Origin of the sequence: Pseudomonas sp. SJZ078 (genome assembly GCF_007828255.1) — a bacterium.
Lineage (GTDB): Bacteria > Pseudomonadota > Gammaproteobacteria > Pseudomonadales > Pseudomonadaceae > Aquipseudomonas.
Window position 1 is genome coordinate 162,270 of the sequence record NZ_VIUG01000001.1, and the last position, 16,160, is coordinate 178,429.

The following is a 16,160-nucleotide window of genomic DNA, read 5'->3' on the forward strand; positions in this document are numbered from 1 at the left end:
AGGATAGTCGCTTCCTTGCTACCGGGCAGACCGTTGTGGGAATTGTGCCTTTAACTTTGTCAGAAATGTGGATCCAGTCCGTGTCTTTCGGGCAAACTCCGTGGTTTCCAACTGTTCGCCAAGGCCTTTTCCATGACACTTTCGTCTTCGGTTGACGAGCAAAGTTTTCGCAAGCTCCTGAGCCGCAATATCAGCCTGCCGTTGGGCATGGGCGCTCTCAGCGCGGTGTTTTTCATCGTGTTGATCACCTATCTGCTGTCAGTGATCCAATGGGTCGGGCACAGCGATAGGGTGATCAGTAATGCCAACGAAGCCATCAAGCTGAGCGTGGACCTGGAGACCGGTATGCGCGGCTATCTCTTGAGTGGGGACGAGCACTTCCTCGACCCCTATGAGATCGCCAAACCGCGTATTGCCGTCGCGCTTGAGACATTGCTGGAATTGACAGCCGACAACCCCATCCAGACCGAGCGCCTGCACAAGGTACAAGCGCTCCAGACGGAGTGGGCCAATTACGCCCAGAGCATGATCGACCTGCAACGCAGCAGCGGCGATTATCGGGGAGCGGTGAAGGCCGGACGCGGCAAGCGCCTGACGGACGAAATACGCAAGACCTTTGAAGACATCGTCGAAACCGAGCAGCAATTGCGTACAGCGCGTAACGAAGAGGTGCGCTCTACCACGGTCTGGAGCATTACCTTTTATTTGCTGTTCGTTGCCGCTGTCAGCGGATTGCTGGCCTATGTCGGGCGGCGAGACCTGTTGAGCCTGTCCAACAGCTACGGCGCCAGCCTCCGGATACAGCAAGAGAGTGCCTCGCACCTGGAAAAACAGGCTTGGCTGCGCAATGGCCAGACCCAATTGGCCGAGCAGGTGCTGGGGCAACTGACCTTGAACCTGCTGGGGCGCAACATCCTGCAGTTCTGCGCCAAGTACCTCGACACCGCCGTCGCTGCGCTGTATGCGCGGGAGGAAAACGGCGTGCTCAAGCGGGTGGCCACCTATGGTCTTTCCCGTGAGGACGACGAACAGCATCAGGTGATCGTTGCGGGCGAAGGCATCGTTGGCCAGGCCGTACAGCAGGGGCGTCTTATTCGTCTGGACAATGTCCCCGACGATTACCTGAAAGTCAGTTCAGGGCTGGGGCAAGGCTTGCCTAATAGCGTGGTGGTGGTACCGACCAGCGACGATGACCGGGTCAACGGTGTCATCGAACTGGGTTTCCTGCGGCCCTTGACCGAGCGTGATATCGAGCTGCTGGAGCTGATTGCCGGTAACGTCGGCACCTCCATCGAAGCCGCCCGTTACCGGCAGCGCTTGCAGGAAGTGCTGGCGGAAACCCAGCAGTTGAACGAAGAGCTGCAGGTACAGCAGGAAGAGCTCAAGACCGCCAACGAAGAACTCGAGGAGCAGTCGCGGATTCTCAAGGAGTCCCAGGTTCACCTGGAAGCCCAACAGCAGGAACTGGAACAGACCAACGAGCAACTGGCCGAGCAACGCGACGCCATGGACCAGAAGAACAACGAGCTGAACCTGGCCCAGCTCCAGTTGCAGGAACGCGCTGAAGAGTTGCAGCGTTCGAGCAAATACAAGTCCGAGTTCCTTGCCAACATGTCCCATGAACTGCGCACGCCGCTCAACAGCTCACTGATCCTGTCCAAGCTGTTGGCGGAGAATCCGCAGAACAACCTGAGCGAGGAGCAAGTCAAGTTTGCCGAGTCGATCTACTCCGCCGGCAACGACCTGCTCAACCTGATCAACGACATTCTCGACATTTCCAAGGTCGAGGCCGGCAAACTGCAGGTTCGTCCGGAAAACACCGGCGTGTCGCGCCTGGTAGAGGGCTTGCGCGATATGTTCAAGCCACTGGCGGCCGACAAGGGCCTGGGCTTCGAAGTCCAGGTGCTGCCCGACGCGCCAGCGATGCTATACACCGACCGCCAGCGCCTGGAGCAGATACTCAAGAACCTGTTATCCAATGCGGTCAAGTTCACCGAGCAAGGCACCGTGAGCCTGTCCGTGGCCGGCCAGCCGGGTTCAGGCATTGCCTTCATGGTGCGGGATTCGGGCATCGGCATTTCCCCCGACCAGCAGCAAAGCATCTTCGAGGCATTCCGCCAGGCCGATGGCACCACTAATCGCCGTTACGGCGGTACCGGCCTGGGGCTGTCGATCTCCCGCGACCTGGCGACCTTGCTGGGCGGCTCGATCTCCGTGTCCAGCGCGCCGGGGCAGGGCAGTCTGTTCACGCTGGTGTTGCCTGAGCGTTATGTCGAGCCTGGGGAGACCCCGGTGGTACCGCGGACCTTCACGCCGACGGCCGCTGTGCCGGCCGCCGTGACCGATATGCCGGCGTCCCCTGCGGCATCGCTGGTTGCCCAGATAGAGCCGCCCATTGCCAGCTTCGCCGACGACCGGGACAAGGCGCCGTTCAACGGCCGTTGCATCCTGGTGATCGAGGATGAGCCCAAGTTCGCCCGGATCCTGTTCGACCTCGCCCATGAGTTGGGCTACCAATGCCTGGTGGCCCATGGTGCCGATGAAGGCTTTGACCTGGCCTCGCAACTGGGCCCCGATGCCATCCTGCTGGACATGCGCCTGCCTGATCATTCCGGGCTGACGGTACTGCAGCGACTCAAGGAGCAGGCCGAGACCCGGCATATCCCGGTACACGTGATCTCCGTCGAAGACCGCGTCGAAGCCGCGATGCACATGGGCGCCATCGGCTATGCGGTCAAGCCGACCACCCGTGAGGAACTCAAGGAGGTGTTCGCCCGCCTGGAAGCCAAGCTGACCCAGAAGGTCAAGCGGGTGTTGCTGGTGGAGGACGATGACCTGCAACGCGACAGCATCACTCGCCTGATCGGCGACGAGGACATCGAAATCACCGCCGTTGGCCTGGCCCAGCAGGCTCTGGATCTGCTGCGCAACAATGTCTACGACTGCATGGTCATCGACCTGAAGTTGCCGGACATGTTGGGCAATGACCTGCTCAAGCGCATGTCCACCGAGGAGATCTGTTCGTTCCCGCCAGTGATCATCTACACCGGGCGCAACCTGACCCGCGATGAAGAGGCCGAACTGCGCAAGTATTCGCGCTCGATCATTATCAAGGGCGCCCGCTCGCCAGAACGCCTGCTGGACGAGGTGACACTCTTTTTGCACAAAGTCGAATCCCGGTTGTCCCATGAAAGGCAACGGATGCTCAAGACGGCCCGCAGCCGGGACAAGGTGTTCGAAGGGCGCAAGATACTGCTGGTGGACGACGATGTGCGCAACATCTTTGCCCTGACCAGCGCCCTGGAGGCAAAGGGGGCGGTCGTGGTCATCGGCCGTAACGGCTACGAAGCGATCGAGCGCCTCAATGAAGTGGAAGACATCGACTTGGTGCTGATGGACGTGATGATGCCAGAGATGGACGGTTTCGAAGCCACCGCGCGCATCCGCAAGGATCCGCGCTGGCGCAAGCTGCCCATCATTGCCGTGACGGCCAAGGCCATGAAGGACGATCAGGAGCGCTGCATCGCGGCCGGCTCCAACGACTACCTGGCCAAACCGATCGACCTCGATCGCCTGTTTTCGCTGATTCGCGTGTGGTTGCCGAATATGGAAAGAATTTAGTGGAAAGAGACACCGACATTGAACTGCGTTTGCTGATCGACGCGATCTATCTCAAGTACAGCTACGATTTCAGGGATTACTCCGGCGCCTCCATCAAGCGCCGGGTTCACCACGCGCTGAGCCAGTTCGAGTGCCGGACCATCTCGGCGCTCCAGGAGCGTGTGCTGCATGACCCGGGCGTGTTCATGCAGCTGTTGCAACTGCTGACTATTCCCGTCAGTGAGATGTTCCGTGACCCCTCGCACTTCCTGGCCATTCGCCAGGAAGTGGTGCCGCTGCTCAAGACCTATCCGTCGCTCAAGATTTGGATCGCCGGTTGCAGTACGGGGGAGGAGGTCTATTCCATGGCGATCCTGCTGCGGGAAGAGGGCCTGTTGGACCGCACGCTCATCTACGCCACCGATATCAACCCCAGGTCGTTGGAGAAGGCTAAGCAGGGCATTTTTGCCCTGGAGAACGTGCGGGCCTACACACAGAACTATCAGTTGGCGGGGGGGCGACGCTCGTTTGCCGATTACTACACCGCCGCCTACGATTATGCGATGTTCGACAAGACCCTTTGTGAGAACGTGACCTTTGCCGATCACAGCCTGGCGACGGACAGTGTTTTTTCAGAAACACAATTAATTTCGTGTCGTAATGTATTGATATATTTCAATAAAAAGCTGCAAGATCGCGCATTCGGACTGTTCCATGAGTCCCTCTGTCACCGTGGTTTCCTGGTACTGGGCAGCAAGGAAACACTGGACTTCTCGATGTTCGGCAAGCAATTCGAGCCGTTGGTCAAACAGGAACGGATCTATCGCAAGTTATGAACCAGACAACGGACAGGTCCGGATCCGCAATAGGAGCCATCGCCGTCGGTGCATCCGCCGGCGGCGTGGAGGCACTGCTCAGACTCTTCGGTCATCTGCGCAAAGGCTTCCGCTTGCCTGTCCTGGTGGTGCTGCATCTGCCCAACGAGCGCTTCAGCCAGTTGGCCCAGGTTCTTGATCACCGTCTGGCGATACCGGTGGAAGAGGCTCGGGATAAACAGGACATTCGCCCCGGCACCCTCTACGTCGCCACGCCAGGCTACCATTTGTCGGTCGAGGCCGATCGCAGCCTGTCGTTGAGCCTGGAGGAACCGGTGCACCATTCGCGGCCGTCCATCGATGTCTTATTCGAATCGGCCGCCGACGTCTATGGTCCGAACCTGCTGGCCATCGTCCTGACCGGGGCCAACGACGACGGCGCCAAAGGCTTGGCCAGGGTCAAGGAGCTGGGCGGAATCACCGTCGTCCAAGACCCCGCCGAAGCCCAGGTTGCGACCATGCCGGAAGCCGCGCTGGCCCTGCACGAGCCCGACCATATCCTCACTTTGCAAGGCATCGGCCAATTGTTGGCTGGGCTGGAATGAACCACATGCCAAGAGATATTCAAGCCAAACTGCTGATCGTCGATGATCTGCCGGAGAATCTGTTGGCGCTGGAGGCCCTGATCAAGGGTGACGACCGCAAGGTCTACAAGGCTCAGTCGGCTGACCAGGCATTGTCCCTGTTGCTGCAACATGACTTTGCCCTGGCCATCATCGACGTACAGATGCCGGACATGAACGGTTTCGAACTGGCCGAGCTGATGCGGGGCACGGAGAAGACCCGTAGCATCCCGATCATCTTTGTCAGCGCCGCCGGCCGCGAACGCAACTATGCCTTTACCGGCTATGAAAACGGGGCGGTGGACTTCCTGCACAAGCCACTGGACACCCATGCGGTCAAGAGCAAGGTCAATGTGTTCGTGGAGCTCCACCGCCAGAAGAGGGCGGTGAAGGAACAGGTCGTTGCCCTGGAACAGAGTCGTCGGGAACAGGAAGTGCTGCTGCAGCAATTGCAGGCCACCCGCAGCGAACTCGAGCAGGCGGTGCGGATGCGCGACGACTTCATGTCGATCGTCGCCCACGAGGTCCGCACGCCTCTCAACGGCCTGATTCTCGAGACACAACTGCGCAAGATGCACTTGGCCCGGGACAACGCCGCCGCGTTCAGCCTGGATAAGGTAAAGGCGATGGTCGAGCGCGACGAGCGACAGATCAAGAGCCTGATCCGGCTGATCGAGGACATGCTGGACGTGTCGCGCATTCGCACTGGCAAGTTGTCCATCCGCCCGACCCGCTTCAACCTCTCGGCCCTGGTGGAAAACCTGCTGCGCAATTTCCAGCCGCAGATTCTGGCCGCCGAATGTGCGTTGAACTACACCGCCGAACCATTGGTGGAAGGGCTCTGGGATGAGTTTCGGATCGAGCAGGTGGTGTCGAACCTGCTGACTAACGCGCTGCGCTATGGGGGCAAGAGTCCGATCGATGTGCGTGTCTACAAGACGCCCGAGCATGCTTGCATCGAGGTTCAGGATCGTGGCATCGGTATCAGCGAGGAGAACCAGAAACGCATCTTCCAGCAGTTCGAGCGGGTGACCTCCAAGGCGGTCGCCGCCGGCTTGGGGTTGGGCCTGTTCATTTCCGAGCAGATCGTCACGGCTCATGGAGGGACTATCTCGGTCAACAGTCGTATCAACGAGGGCGCGTTGTTCCGCGTTTGCCTGCCCTTGCAGGACGCCGTCCTTCCAAAAAACGTTGCGTTGACGCAACCTCTGAATGGTCCTACGGTCGTATCAGCAGCTATTGATCGAACGAAGGCTTCTCATGAGTGAAGATGCGCAAGATGTTGTATTGGTCGTCGAGGATGACCCGTCAATCATGACGGTATTGTCCGCCTACCTGTCAGGAGTGGGGTATCGGGTGCTGGAGGCCGAGAGCAGTGACAAGGCCTTCGAAATCCTCGCAAGCAAGCCCCACCTGGACATGATGATCACCGACTTCCGTCTGCCGGGCGTTATTTCCGGGGTGCAGATCGCCGAACCGGCGGTCAAGCTGCGTCCTGAACTGAAAGTGATCTTCATCAGTGGTTACGCCCAGGAAGTGCGCGACACCGACAGTCCCATCACCCGCAAGGCGCCGATTCTGGACAAACCGTTCGACCTGGACGAATTGCAGAGCATCATGCGCTCGATGTTGTCCTGAGGCCTGCATCCACCACAGATCCCTGTGGGAACGGGCTCGCCCGCGAAGACGGCGGCACATTCAGCATCTCTGGGACAGACATACCGCTTTCGCGAGCAGGCTCGCTCCCACATTGGGTCCTGCGGCGTATGCAGCTTTGTGTATGCCAAAACCTGTGGGAGCGGGCTTGCCCGCGAAGACGGCGGCACATTCAGCATCACTGGGACAGACATACCGCTTTCGCGAGCAAGCCCGCTCCCACAGGGTGCGGGCTTCAAGCCCCGATCATCTCCCGGACCTTGGCCGTCAATAGATCAAACGTGAACGGTTTGGTGATCATCTGCATACCCGGGTCGAGGAATCCGCCGCGTACTGCGGCGTGCTCAGCGTAGCCGGTGATGAATAGCACCCGCAGGTCCGGACGGATCTGCCGGCCAACTTCCGCCAGCTGCCGGCCATTCATGCCGGGCAATCCCACGTCGCTGATCAACAGATCGATGCGCTGGCCTGACTGGAGAATCGGCACCGCACCGTTGGCATCGCTGGCTTCAAGGAAGGTATAGCCCAGTTCCCCCAGTACCGAGCTGACCAGTACCCGCACTGCCGGATCGTCTTCGACGATCAGCACGGTCTCGCCGGCCTGCGCGGGGGCTGCATGCTGCTTGTCGACCAATGACTCGGGTGTTTCTTCGCCCAGGAAACGCGGCAGATAAAGATTGACCGTCGTGCCTTTGCCAACGTCACTGTCGATCGCCACATGACCACGTGACTGCTTGCTGAACCCATAGATCATCGACAGGCCCAGTCCAGTGCCCTGGCCGATGGGCTTGGTGGTGAAGAATGGATCGAATGCGCGATTGATGACCGATTCGGGCATGCCGCACCCGCTGTCCTGCACGCTCAGCACCACATAGTCGCCGGGCTCCAGGTTGCTGTACGCATCGGTGAAACCGGCATCCAGATGTTTGTTGAAGGTGCGTACAACCAGCATTCCGCCTTCCGGCATGGCATCGCGGGCATTGAGGACGAGGTTGAGCAGGGCGCTTTCCAGTTGATTGGGATCGGCCTCGGCGATCCAGAGTTGCTCGTCCAGTTGCACGTCCAGTCGGATGCTTTCGTTGAGGCTGCGCTGCAACAGTTCCCCCATGGACAGCACCAGCGTGTTCATCTGCACGGCCTTGGAGTCCAGCGACTGGCGTCGGGAGAACGCCAGCAGGCGATGAGTCAGGCCGGCGGCGCGGTTGGCCGAGGTCACGCCCAGGTCGATCAGGCTGTCCAGGTCTTCGGTGCGACCCCGGGCCAGGCGCCTGCGCAGCAGCTCGAGGCTACCGATGATCCCGGTCAGCATATTGTTGAAGTCGTGGGCAATACCCCCCGTCAGTTGGCCGACGGCTTCCATTTTCTGCGATTGACGCAAGGCTTCTTCATTGTGGCGCAACTGAGCGGTGCGCTCTTCTACCTGCTGTTCAAGAGTTTCGAGGGTGTTCTGCAGGCGCAACTCACTGTTGCTGAGATCGATCAGGCGTTCCCGGGCCTCGTATTGCCTTCGTCGTCCACGCAAGGCGGTGGTGACCAGGCTGACCAGGGTTACCGGATGGAAAGGGCGCTCCAGGAACGTTACGTTGCCCAGTTGCATGCCGATACGTGCCGCCGGGTTCTGTTCCGGACCACCATGATGGGTCAGCAAGACGATGGGCAGGTCCGACCATGCCGGTTGTTGTTCAATCTGCTGGAACAATTTTTCCAGGTCGGGCCCCACCAGGGCTTCCGACGAGATGACCAAGAGGCCGGCGCCATGCTCGAGCTCGTCGCACAGTTGCCCTAGATGGCGACAAATGAGACCGGTGAATCCGGCTTCATTCAGGATCATCAGGGCGATCCGGCTGTCCCGTCCCAGCGGCGCGAGGATCAATGCCCGCTCCGACAGGGGCTCCACCAAAATCACCGGGGCTCATCCTTGAGCAGCGGTTGGTCCGCTCCCATATAGGTCGGTACCCCACGCAAGACACCCTGGAAGGCTTCAAGTGGCTCACCGATCGTCATGCCTTGCCCGCTGATGCGGTACTCGCGGATCGTCGATTCGTGGCTGCCGGTGCGTTTCTTGATAATGGAGATCGCTCGGCGGACCTTGCCCAGAGCCTCGAAATACCGCAACAGAATCACGGTGTCGGCAAGATAGGTAATGTCCACCGGTGCCTGCATGTCGCCTACCAGGCCATGTTGCGCGACGGTCATGAAGGTCGCTGCTCCCTTGCGATTGAGGTACAGCAACAGCTCATGCATGTGCAGCACCAGCGCGTTTTCTTCTGGCATGGCAGCCTGATAGCCGTTGATGCTGTCGATCACCACGGTCTTGATATCACCGTCATCGACGCAACGGCGTACCCGATGGGAGAACTCACCGGGGGACAGCTCGGCGGCGTCCACCTGTTCGATCAGCAGGTTGCCGGTTTTTTGCAGTGCCTGGAGGTCGATACCGATATTTTTCATGCGTTCGAGCAGCAGGCCAAGCTCTTCGTCGAAAATGAACAGTGCTGCCTTTTCCCCCCGATGCACGGCCGCTGCGGCGAAGATCATCGAAATCAGCGACTTCCCGGTACCGGCCGGCCCGAGGATCAAGGTGCTTGAACCGGTTTCGATACCGCCACCCAGCAGGGCATCCATTTCCGCAATGCCACTGGAGAGTTGTAGACGCAGGTATTGCCCGCGGTGCTCGGCCGCCACAAGGCGTGGGAAGACATGAAGACCGTCCCCCATGATGGTGAAGTCGTGGAAGCCGCCACGGTATTTCTGCCCGCGATACTTGACCACCCGGATCCGTCGCCGCTCGGCACCATAATTGGGCGTCAGCTCTTCTAGGCGAATCACCCCGTGGGCGACACTGTGCACGGTCTTGTCCAGGGATTCGGTAGTCAGGTCATCGAGCAGCAGGACGGTGGCGTCGTAGCGCACGAAGTAGTGCTTGATCGCCAGGATCTGCCGCCGATAGCGCAGGGAGCTCTGCGCCAGCAGGCGGATCTCCGACAGGCTGTCGAGTACGACCCGGGTAGGCTTGACCTGTTCGACCACCTCGAAGATCTGTCGCGTCGCCTCCCCCAGCTCCAGGTCCGATGAGTACAGCAGGCTTTGCTGATGCTCGGCATTGAGCAGGCTTTCAGGCGGCGTCAGTTCGAAAATGTGGATGTGGTCATCCAGGGTCCACCCGTGGGAGGCCGCGCCTTGGCGCAATTCACGCTCGGTTTCCGAGAGCGTGATGTACAACGAGCGCTCGCCGGCTTTGGCGCCGGCCAGCAAGAAATGCAACGCGACCGTGGTCTTGCCGGTGCCGGGTTCCCCTTCCAACAGGAACACATGGCCGCGGGACAAGCCACCGGAGAGGATATTGTCCAGCCCTTCGATACCGGTGGCGGCTTTGGCGTCGATCAACTCGTTCAATGTAGACAAAAATAGCCCCCTCAATGGCCAAGGAAGTAAAGCAGGTTGAAGTGTCTGAATACTTGACCCTTGGCGGTGATAGCGGTTCCACTCCCGGCACAAAACCTGTGAAGTTGCACAGCTTTCGGAGCGACCAGGGCTTTCTACAACCCCTGCTGCAACGCCGGGTCGTCCGGGTTCAGCTGCTCCAGTTTCGCCAACAATATCTGCACATTCTGCAGTTGTCCGGTTTCCTTCCAGTAATTGATCAGCAGCACCCGCGCCTTACGGTCGGCGGGGTAGCGCTGGACAATTTCCTGCAACTGCTTCTGCGCGGCTTCCAATTCCTGCTCGGCATGCAGGGTGGTTGCCAGGTCGTAACGGTAATGACGATTGTCGGGCTCGAGCTCCACGGCTTTTGCCAGGCCGAGCACCGCGTACTCACTCTGGCCGTGCTGCAGCAACCACATGCCCAGCGCATGTTGCAGGTAAGCTGACTGGGGCTGGCTTTGCAACTGTCTTGCGAGTAATTGTCGCGCGGCTTCGCCCTGGCCCTGTTTGTCGAGTACCTCGATCTGCATGACCACCGCCGGCAAGTTGTTGGGTTGCAGGCGCAAGGCTTGTTCCAGTGCTTGCTGAGCTTTTTTCAGCTCGGCGTTGTGCAGGTACAGGCGGGCGAGTTGATAGAGGGACTCGGTGGTTTGCGGGCCGTCTTCAAGCTGCTGTTCCCAGGTGTCGATGGCCAATTGCATGGCCCCGAAGTACAAGCCAAGGTCATCCGGCGACAGGCCCAGCAGGGCGTTCACGGCGGCAAATCGCACGCCGGAGTCGTCATCGTCGAGCAACGGCCCGAGCAGCAGGCTGCGCTGCCCCGTCGGCACCAGTCCGGCAATGCTGCCGATGGCTGCCCGGCGTACATCCGGCGATTCGTTGTGCAGGTCCGCATCCGCCAGTTTCAGGGCCTGGGGGCTTGGGTAGTTGGGCAGTTCGGCGTGCAGCCATACGCGACGCTTGGGCGAGAGGTCCGGACGCCCGAGTTGCTGATAGAGCATTCTCGCCGCGCCCGGGAGCCCGTTGCGCGCCTGCGCCAGGGCCTCACTGTAGCCGCGCTTGACGGCCTCGGGGATTTGAGGGGTGCTGCTGTGCCGCCACAACGCAACCAGACCGATCATCAGGACGATCCCAAGGCTGAACAGAAGATAGCGGCGAGACGAAGGCATGCAGGTAATCCATAACCGGGAAACTTGAAGTGTCGCAAGCTTCGGTCAGGTGGGGGGCTGAGTCAAACCTTGTGACAGCTATGCAGGGCCTGGGAGGACAGGTTGCTCTCGCGGGGATCTAGCGAAGCCCTTGTGGGAGCGAGCCTGCTCCGGGCTAAGAAATAAAAAAGCCCCGCGTCCAAGGCGGAGACGGGGCAAGGATCTGGTTGATTGCGGTCAACCAAAGGGGCTCTGTGCAAAGGCCGGTCAGTTGCTGGCGACGGTTTCCGGCTGCCAGCCACCGCCCAGGGCCTTGTAGATCGCGACGATGCCGCGGTATAGATCGACTTCGGCCTGGGCCTGGGTGTCTTCAGCGGCGAGGCGTTCGCGCTGGGCGTCGAGCAGCACGAGGAAGTCCACGGTGCCTTCGCGGTAGCGAATTTCCGCCAGGTCGGCAGCGGCACGGCTGGATTCGCTCTGGCGGATCAACGAGATCAGGCGTTGCTGGCGTTTGCCATAATCGCTGAAGGCGTTTTCCGATTCTTCCAGGGCCAGTAGCACCTGTTGCTCATAAGTCGCCAGGGCGCCATCGGCCTCGGCATTGGCACCGCGCAGGCGAGCCCGCACGCTGCCCAGATCGAACGCTGCCCAGGTAATGCTCGGGCCCAGTGCCCAGGCGTTGGCTGCCGAGGAACCGATCTGCGAACCACGTCCTGCGGTAAACCCAAGGAAGCCACTGAGGCTGACCCGTGGAAACAGGTCGGCCTTGGCCACGCCAATGCGTGCTGTGGCCGCGGCCAATTGACGTTCGGCGCTGAGAATGTCCGGTCGACGTTGCAACAGTTGTCCCGGATCACCGATTGGCAAGGCCTTGGCAATGGCCGGCAGGTCCTTGGGACTCAGATCCACGCTCAATCTGTCCGGACGTTCACCCAGCAGGGTGGCGATGCGGTTGCGCTGACGCACCTGTTCGGCCTGCAACTGCGGCACGCTGGCTTCTACCGAGGCCAGGCGTGCGTCGGCACGGACCACGTCCAACTGATCGCCTACGCCGGCATCGCGCAGGCTTTCGGTGATCTTGCGTGACGCCTGCTGGTTCTGGAGGTTCGCCAGGGCGATTTTTTCCCGCAGTTGGGCGCCGCGCAGTTGACCGTAGGCATCCACCAGCTCGGCGATCATGGTCACCTGCAGTTGGTAGAGATCGGCTTCGGCCGCCTGCTGATCGGCGTCGGTGGCTTCCAGGTTGCGCTGGATGCGCCCGAACAGATCCACTTCCCAGGCCATGTCCAAGCCCAGATCGTAGCGCTCGGTATTGACCCGGTCGGTGGTCTGCCCCGGAATCTGGCCTTTGCCCAGGTTGCTGCTGGCGCGACTGGTGATGGTCGGCATCGCATCATTGCTGGCGTCGTCACGAATGGCCCGGGCCGCCCGCAGACGGGCGAAGGCGACGCGCAACTCACGGTTGCCTTCCAGGGAGCGGGTCACCAACGCGTTGAGGGTCGGATCATCGAACTGCTGCCACCAGACACCTTCGAAACGGGCCCGGTCGAAGTTCTTCTGGCCGGCGGCGCCGTCGGTGGCGGTAGTGATATTCGCCGCCTCGGTTTGCGGAGCCTTGTAGTCCGGCCCCACGGCGCAGGCACTCAGCGCCAGGACCAGCAAGCTCGGCGCGAACAGTTTCAAGCTCATTGTTGCCAGGCTCATTGTTGCGTCTCCAGTTTCAAAGCCCGGGCCGCCTTGCGGGCCTCGCTGCGCTCGACGAAGTTACGGATCAGTACATAGAACACAGGGGTGAGCAGCAGGCCGAAGAAGGTCACGCCCAACATCCCCGAGAACACCGCGACACCCATGGCGTGGCGCATTTCGGCGCCGGCACCGCTGGAGAACACCAGGGGCACCACGCCCATGATGAAGGCCACGGAGGTCATCAGGATCGGCCGCAGACGCAGGCGGCAGGCTTCCAGGACCGCAGCCAGCGGGTTCATGCCCTCAAGCTGTTTATCCTTGGCGAACTCGACGATCAGAATCGCGTTCTTACAGGCGAGCCCCACCAGTACGATCAGGCCGATCTGGGTGAAGATGTTGTTGTCGCCACCGGACAGGATCACCCCGGTAATGGCGGACAGCAGGGTCATCGGTACGATCAGGATCACCGCCAGCGGCAGGCTCCAGCTTTCGTACTGCGCCGCGAGCACCAGGAACGCCAGCAGAACGCAGAGCGGGAACACGAACAGCGCGGTGTTGCCCGACAGGATCTGCTGGTACGTCAGGTCGGTCCACTCGTAGGTCATGCCGTTGGGCAATTCGTCCTTGAGCAGTTTCTCAATGGCTTTCTCGGCCTGGCCGGAGCTGTAGCCTGGCGCGGCGGCACCGTTGATTTCAGCGGTGATGAAGCCGTTGTAGTGCATCACGCGGTCCGGTCCCGAGGAGTCGCTGACCTTGATGAAGGTCGCCAGCGGAATCATCTCGCCACGGTTGTTGCGCACCTTGAGCTGGCCGATCTGGTCCGATTCGAGACGGAATTGCTGCTCGGCCTGGACGTTGACCTGGTAGGTACGGCCGAAGCGGTTGAAGTCGTTGGCATACAGCGAACCCAGGTAGATCTGCAGGGTGTCGAAGATGTCACTGACGGCCACGCCGTGGGTCTTGGCTTTTTCCCGGTCGATGGCGGCATCGACCTGGGGCACGTTCACGGTATAGCTGGTGAACAGCCCGGCCAGTTCCGGCACGCTGCGGCTCTTGGTGATGATGTTCATGGTTTCCTTGTACAGCTCGTCGTAGCCCAGGTTACCCCGGTCTTCGATTTGCAGGCGGAAACCACCGATCGTGCCCAGGCCCTGTACCGGCGGCGGCGGGAAGATCGCCATGTAGGCTTCCTGGATGCCCGCGAACTGGCCGTTCAAGGCACCGGCGATGGCGCCGGCCGACTGGCTCGGGTCCTTGCGTTCGTCAAACGGTTTGAGGGTCACGAACACGATGCCGGCGTTCGGGCTGTTGGTGAAACCGTTGATCGACAGGCCCGGGAACGCCACCGCGCTCTGAACGCCTGGTTGCTTGAGCGCCACGTCGGACATGCGCTTGATCACGTCTTCGGTGCGGTCCAGGCTTGCGGCATCCGGCAGTTGGGCGAAGGCCACCAGGTATTGCTTGTCCTGGCCGGGCACGAAGCCGGTCGGGGTGTTGGAGAAGCCGAAGAACGTCAACACCATCAGGCCCGCGTAGACGAACAGGGCGATGCCGCTGCTGCGGATCACGCGGCCTACGGCGCCCACGTAGCTATGGCTGGCGCGGTCGAAGAAGCGGTTGAACGGACGGAACAGCCAACTGCCCAGCAGTGCGTCGAGGAACTTGGAGAAACGGTCCTTGGGCGCGTCATGGCTCTTGAGCAACACCGCGGCCAGGGCCGGCGACAGGGTCAGGGAGTTGAATGCCGAGATCACGGTGGATATGGCAATGGTCAACGCGAACTGCTTATAGAACTGTCCGGTCAAGCCGCTGATGAAGGCTGCCGGAACGAAGACCGCGCACAGCACCAGGGCGGTCGCGATGATCGGGCCCGTCACTTCACCCATGGCACGCTTGGTCGCTTCCACCGGGGTGAGGCCGAGGCCGATGTTCCGTTCGACGTTTTCCACCACGACGATGGCGTCGTCCACCACGATACCGATGGCTAACACCAACCCGAAGAGCGAAAGCGCGTTCAGTGAGAAGCCGAACAGGTGCATCACCGCGAACGTACCGATCAACGATACCGGCACGGCCACCAGTGGGATGATCGAGGCACGCCAGGTCTGCAGGAACAGGATCACCACCAGCACCACGAGGATCAGCGCTTCGAACAGGGTGTGGACCACCGCCTCGATGGAACCGCGCACGAAGATCGTCGGGTCATAGACGATGCTGTAGTCCATGCCCGCCGGGAAGTTCTTCTTCAGTTCGTCCATCTTGGCATGGACGTCGTTGGAGATCTGGATGGCGTTGGAACCTGGGCGCTGGAAGATCGGGATCGCCACCGCCGGCTGGTTGTCGAGCAACGAGCGCAGCGCGTACTGGCTGGAGCCCAGCTCAACCCGGGCAATGTCCTTCAGGCGGGTGATTTCACCATTGGCGCCGGAACGGATGATGATGTTCTCGAACTCTTCCTCATTCACCAGGCGACCCTGGGTATTGATCGAGAGCTGGAAAGCCTGGGCATTCGGCGCCGGCGGCGCACCCAGGGCACCGGCCGCGACCTGACGGTTCTGCTCGCGGATGGCGGTGACCACGTCGGTGGCGGTCAGGTTGCGCGAAGCGGTCTTGTTCGGATCGAGCCAGACCCGCAGGGAGTAATCGCCCATGCCGAACAGTTGCACATCACCCACGCCACCCAGGCGCGCCAGCTCATCCTTGATGTTGAGCAGGGCGTAGTTGGACAGGTAGAGCATGTCGTAGCGTTTGTCCGGCGAGGTCAGGTGCACGACCATGGTCAGGTCGGGCGACGCCTTGTCCACCGTGATGCCGATCCGGGTCACTTCTTCCGGGAGCTTGGGCTCGGTCCGGGTGACGCGGTTCTGCACCTGTACCTGGGCGTTGTCCAGGTCGGTGCCCAGGGCAAAGGTGATGGTCAGGGTGATCTTGCCGTCAGCGGTGGACTGCGAGGACATGTACAGCATGTTCTCGATGCCGGTGATGGCCTGTTCCAGGGGCGCGGCCACGGTTTCACCGATGACCTTGGGGTTGGCGCCCGGGAAGTTGGCCCGCACGACTACCGTCGGCGGCACGACTTCGGGGTATTCGCTGATCGGCAACTGGAACAGCGAGATGGCGCCGGCGATCAGGATCAGCAGCGAGAGCACCGCTGCGAAGATCGGCCGGGAAATGAAGAACTGGGAAAATTTCATCTTGAGTTCAGT

10 protein-coding genes are annotated in these 16,160 nt (G+C 60.8%); 5 read left to right on the forward strand and 5 right to left on the reverse strand.

All coding sequences use genetic code 11. The features are described 5' to 3' along the window. The first annotated feature begins 132 nt into the window (after positions 1-132). Genes FBY02_RS00705 through FBY02_RS00725 form a run of 5 tightly spaced genes read left to right on the forward strand, consistent with a single transcriptional unit; the run spans position 133 to position 6,676 of the window. On the forward strand, positions 133-3,621 hold the full coding sequence (locus tag FBY02_RS00705) for a response regulator (protein ID WP_144921927.1): 3,489 nt from the start codon (positions 133-135) through the stop codon (positions 3,619-3,621). After that, positions 3,621-4,436: a protein-glutamate O-methyltransferase CheR gene (locus tag FBY02_RS00710; protein ID WP_144921933.1), complete on the forward strand. Its 816-nt coding sequence runs from the start codon at positions 3,621-3,623 to the stop codon at positions 4,434-4,436. The genes FBY02_RS00705 and FBY02_RS00710 overlap by 1 nt, the downstream gene beginning before the upstream one ends. Continuing rightward, entirely contained in the window at positions 4,433-5,020 is a 588-nt protein-coding gene (locus tag FBY02_RS00715; RefSeq protein ID WP_144921939.1) for a chemotaxis protein CheB, read from the forward strand. Before FBY02_RS00710 ends, FBY02_RS00715 begins: the two co-directional genes overlap by 4 nt. A gap of 5 nt (positions 5,021-5,025) precedes the next feature. Continuing rightward, positions 5,026-6,306 (forward strand): hybrid sensor histidine kinase/response regulator, encoded by a 1,281-nt coding sequence (locus tag FBY02_RS00720; protein ID WP_144921946.1) that lies wholly within the window; start codon positions 5,026-5,028, stop codon positions 6,304-6,306. Continuing rightward, the gene (locus FBY02_RS00725) at positions 6,299-6,676 is read left to right on the forward strand and encodes a response regulator (protein WP_144921953.1); all 378 of its coding nucleotides are present in this window, start codon (positions 6,299-6,301) and stop codon (positions 6,674-6,676) included. Before FBY02_RS00720 ends, FBY02_RS00725 begins: the two co-directional genes overlap by 8 nt. A 253-nt stretch (positions 6,677-6,929) precedes the next feature. On the opposite strand, the gene FBY02_RS00730 is transcribed toward FBY02_RS00725, so the two are convergent. From FBY02_RS00730 to FBY02_RS00750, 5 genes are all read right to left on the reverse strand, one after another. Then, positions 6,930-8,600 carry a response regulator gene (locus tag FBY02_RS00730; protein WP_144921958.1) on the reverse strand — a complete coding sequence of 557 codons (1,671 nt, stop codon included), beginning with the start codon at positions 8,598-8,600 and terminating at the stop codon, positions 6,930-6,932. Continuing rightward, positions 8,597-10,099: an ATPase domain-containing protein gene (locus tag FBY02_RS00735; protein ID WP_144921961.1), complete on the reverse strand. Its 1,503-nt coding sequence runs from the start codon at positions 10,097-10,099 to the stop codon at positions 8,597-8,599. The genes FBY02_RS00730 and FBY02_RS00735 overlap by 4 nt, the downstream gene beginning before the upstream one ends. Before the next feature lie 134 nt (positions 10,100-10,233). Continuing rightward, complete coding sequence (locus tag FBY02_RS00740) at positions 10,234-11,289, reverse strand: lipopolysaccharide assembly protein LapB (protein ID WP_144921964.1); 1,056 nt, start codon at positions 11,287-11,289, stop codon at positions 10,234-10,236. A 246-nt stretch (positions 11,290-11,535) separates the two neighbouring features. Continuing rightward, on the reverse strand, positions 11,536-12,957 hold the full coding sequence (locus FBY02_RS00745; protein WP_144922605.1) for an efflux transporter outer membrane subunit: 1,422 nt from the start codon (positions 12,955-12,957) through the stop codon (positions 11,536-11,538). An 11-nt stretch (positions 12,958-12,968) separates the two neighbouring features. Beyond that, positions 12,969-16,148: an efflux RND transporter permease subunit gene (locus FBY02_RS00750; protein WP_144921967.1), complete on the reverse strand. Its 3,180-nt coding sequence runs from the start codon at positions 16,146-16,148 to the stop codon at positions 12,969-12,971. Between the last annotated feature and the right edge of the window lie 12 nt (positions 16,149-16,160).

Coding starts and splice junctions, on each gene's coding strand:
- FBY02_RS00705 (WP_144921927.1), top strand. CDS start 133: ATGACACTTTCGTCTTCGGTTGACGAGCAAAGTTTTCGCAAGCTCCTG.
- FBY02_RS00715 (WP_144921939.1), top strand. CDS start 4,433: ATGAACCAGACAACGGACAGGTCCGGATCCGCAATAGGAGCCATCGCC.
- FBY02_RS00720 (WP_144921946.1), top strand. CDS start 5,026: ATGCCAAGAGATATTCAAGCCAAACTGCTGATCGTCGATGATCTGCCG.
- FBY02_RS00725 (WP_144921953.1), top strand. CDS start 6,299: ATGAGTGAAGATGCGCAAGATGTTGTATTGGTCGTCGAGGATGACCCG.
- FBY02_RS00740 (WP_144921964.1), bottom strand. CDS start 11,289: ATGCCTTCGTCTCGCCGCTATCTTCTGTTCAGCCTTGGGATCGTCCTG.
- FBY02_RS00745 (WP_144922605.1), bottom strand. CDS start 12,957: ATGAGCTTGAAACTGTTCGCGCCGAGCTTGCTGGTCCTGGCGCTGAGT.
- FBY02_RS00750 (WP_144921967.1), bottom strand. CDS start 16,148: ATGAAATTTTCCCAGTTCTTCATTTCCCGGCCGATCTTCGCAGCGGTG.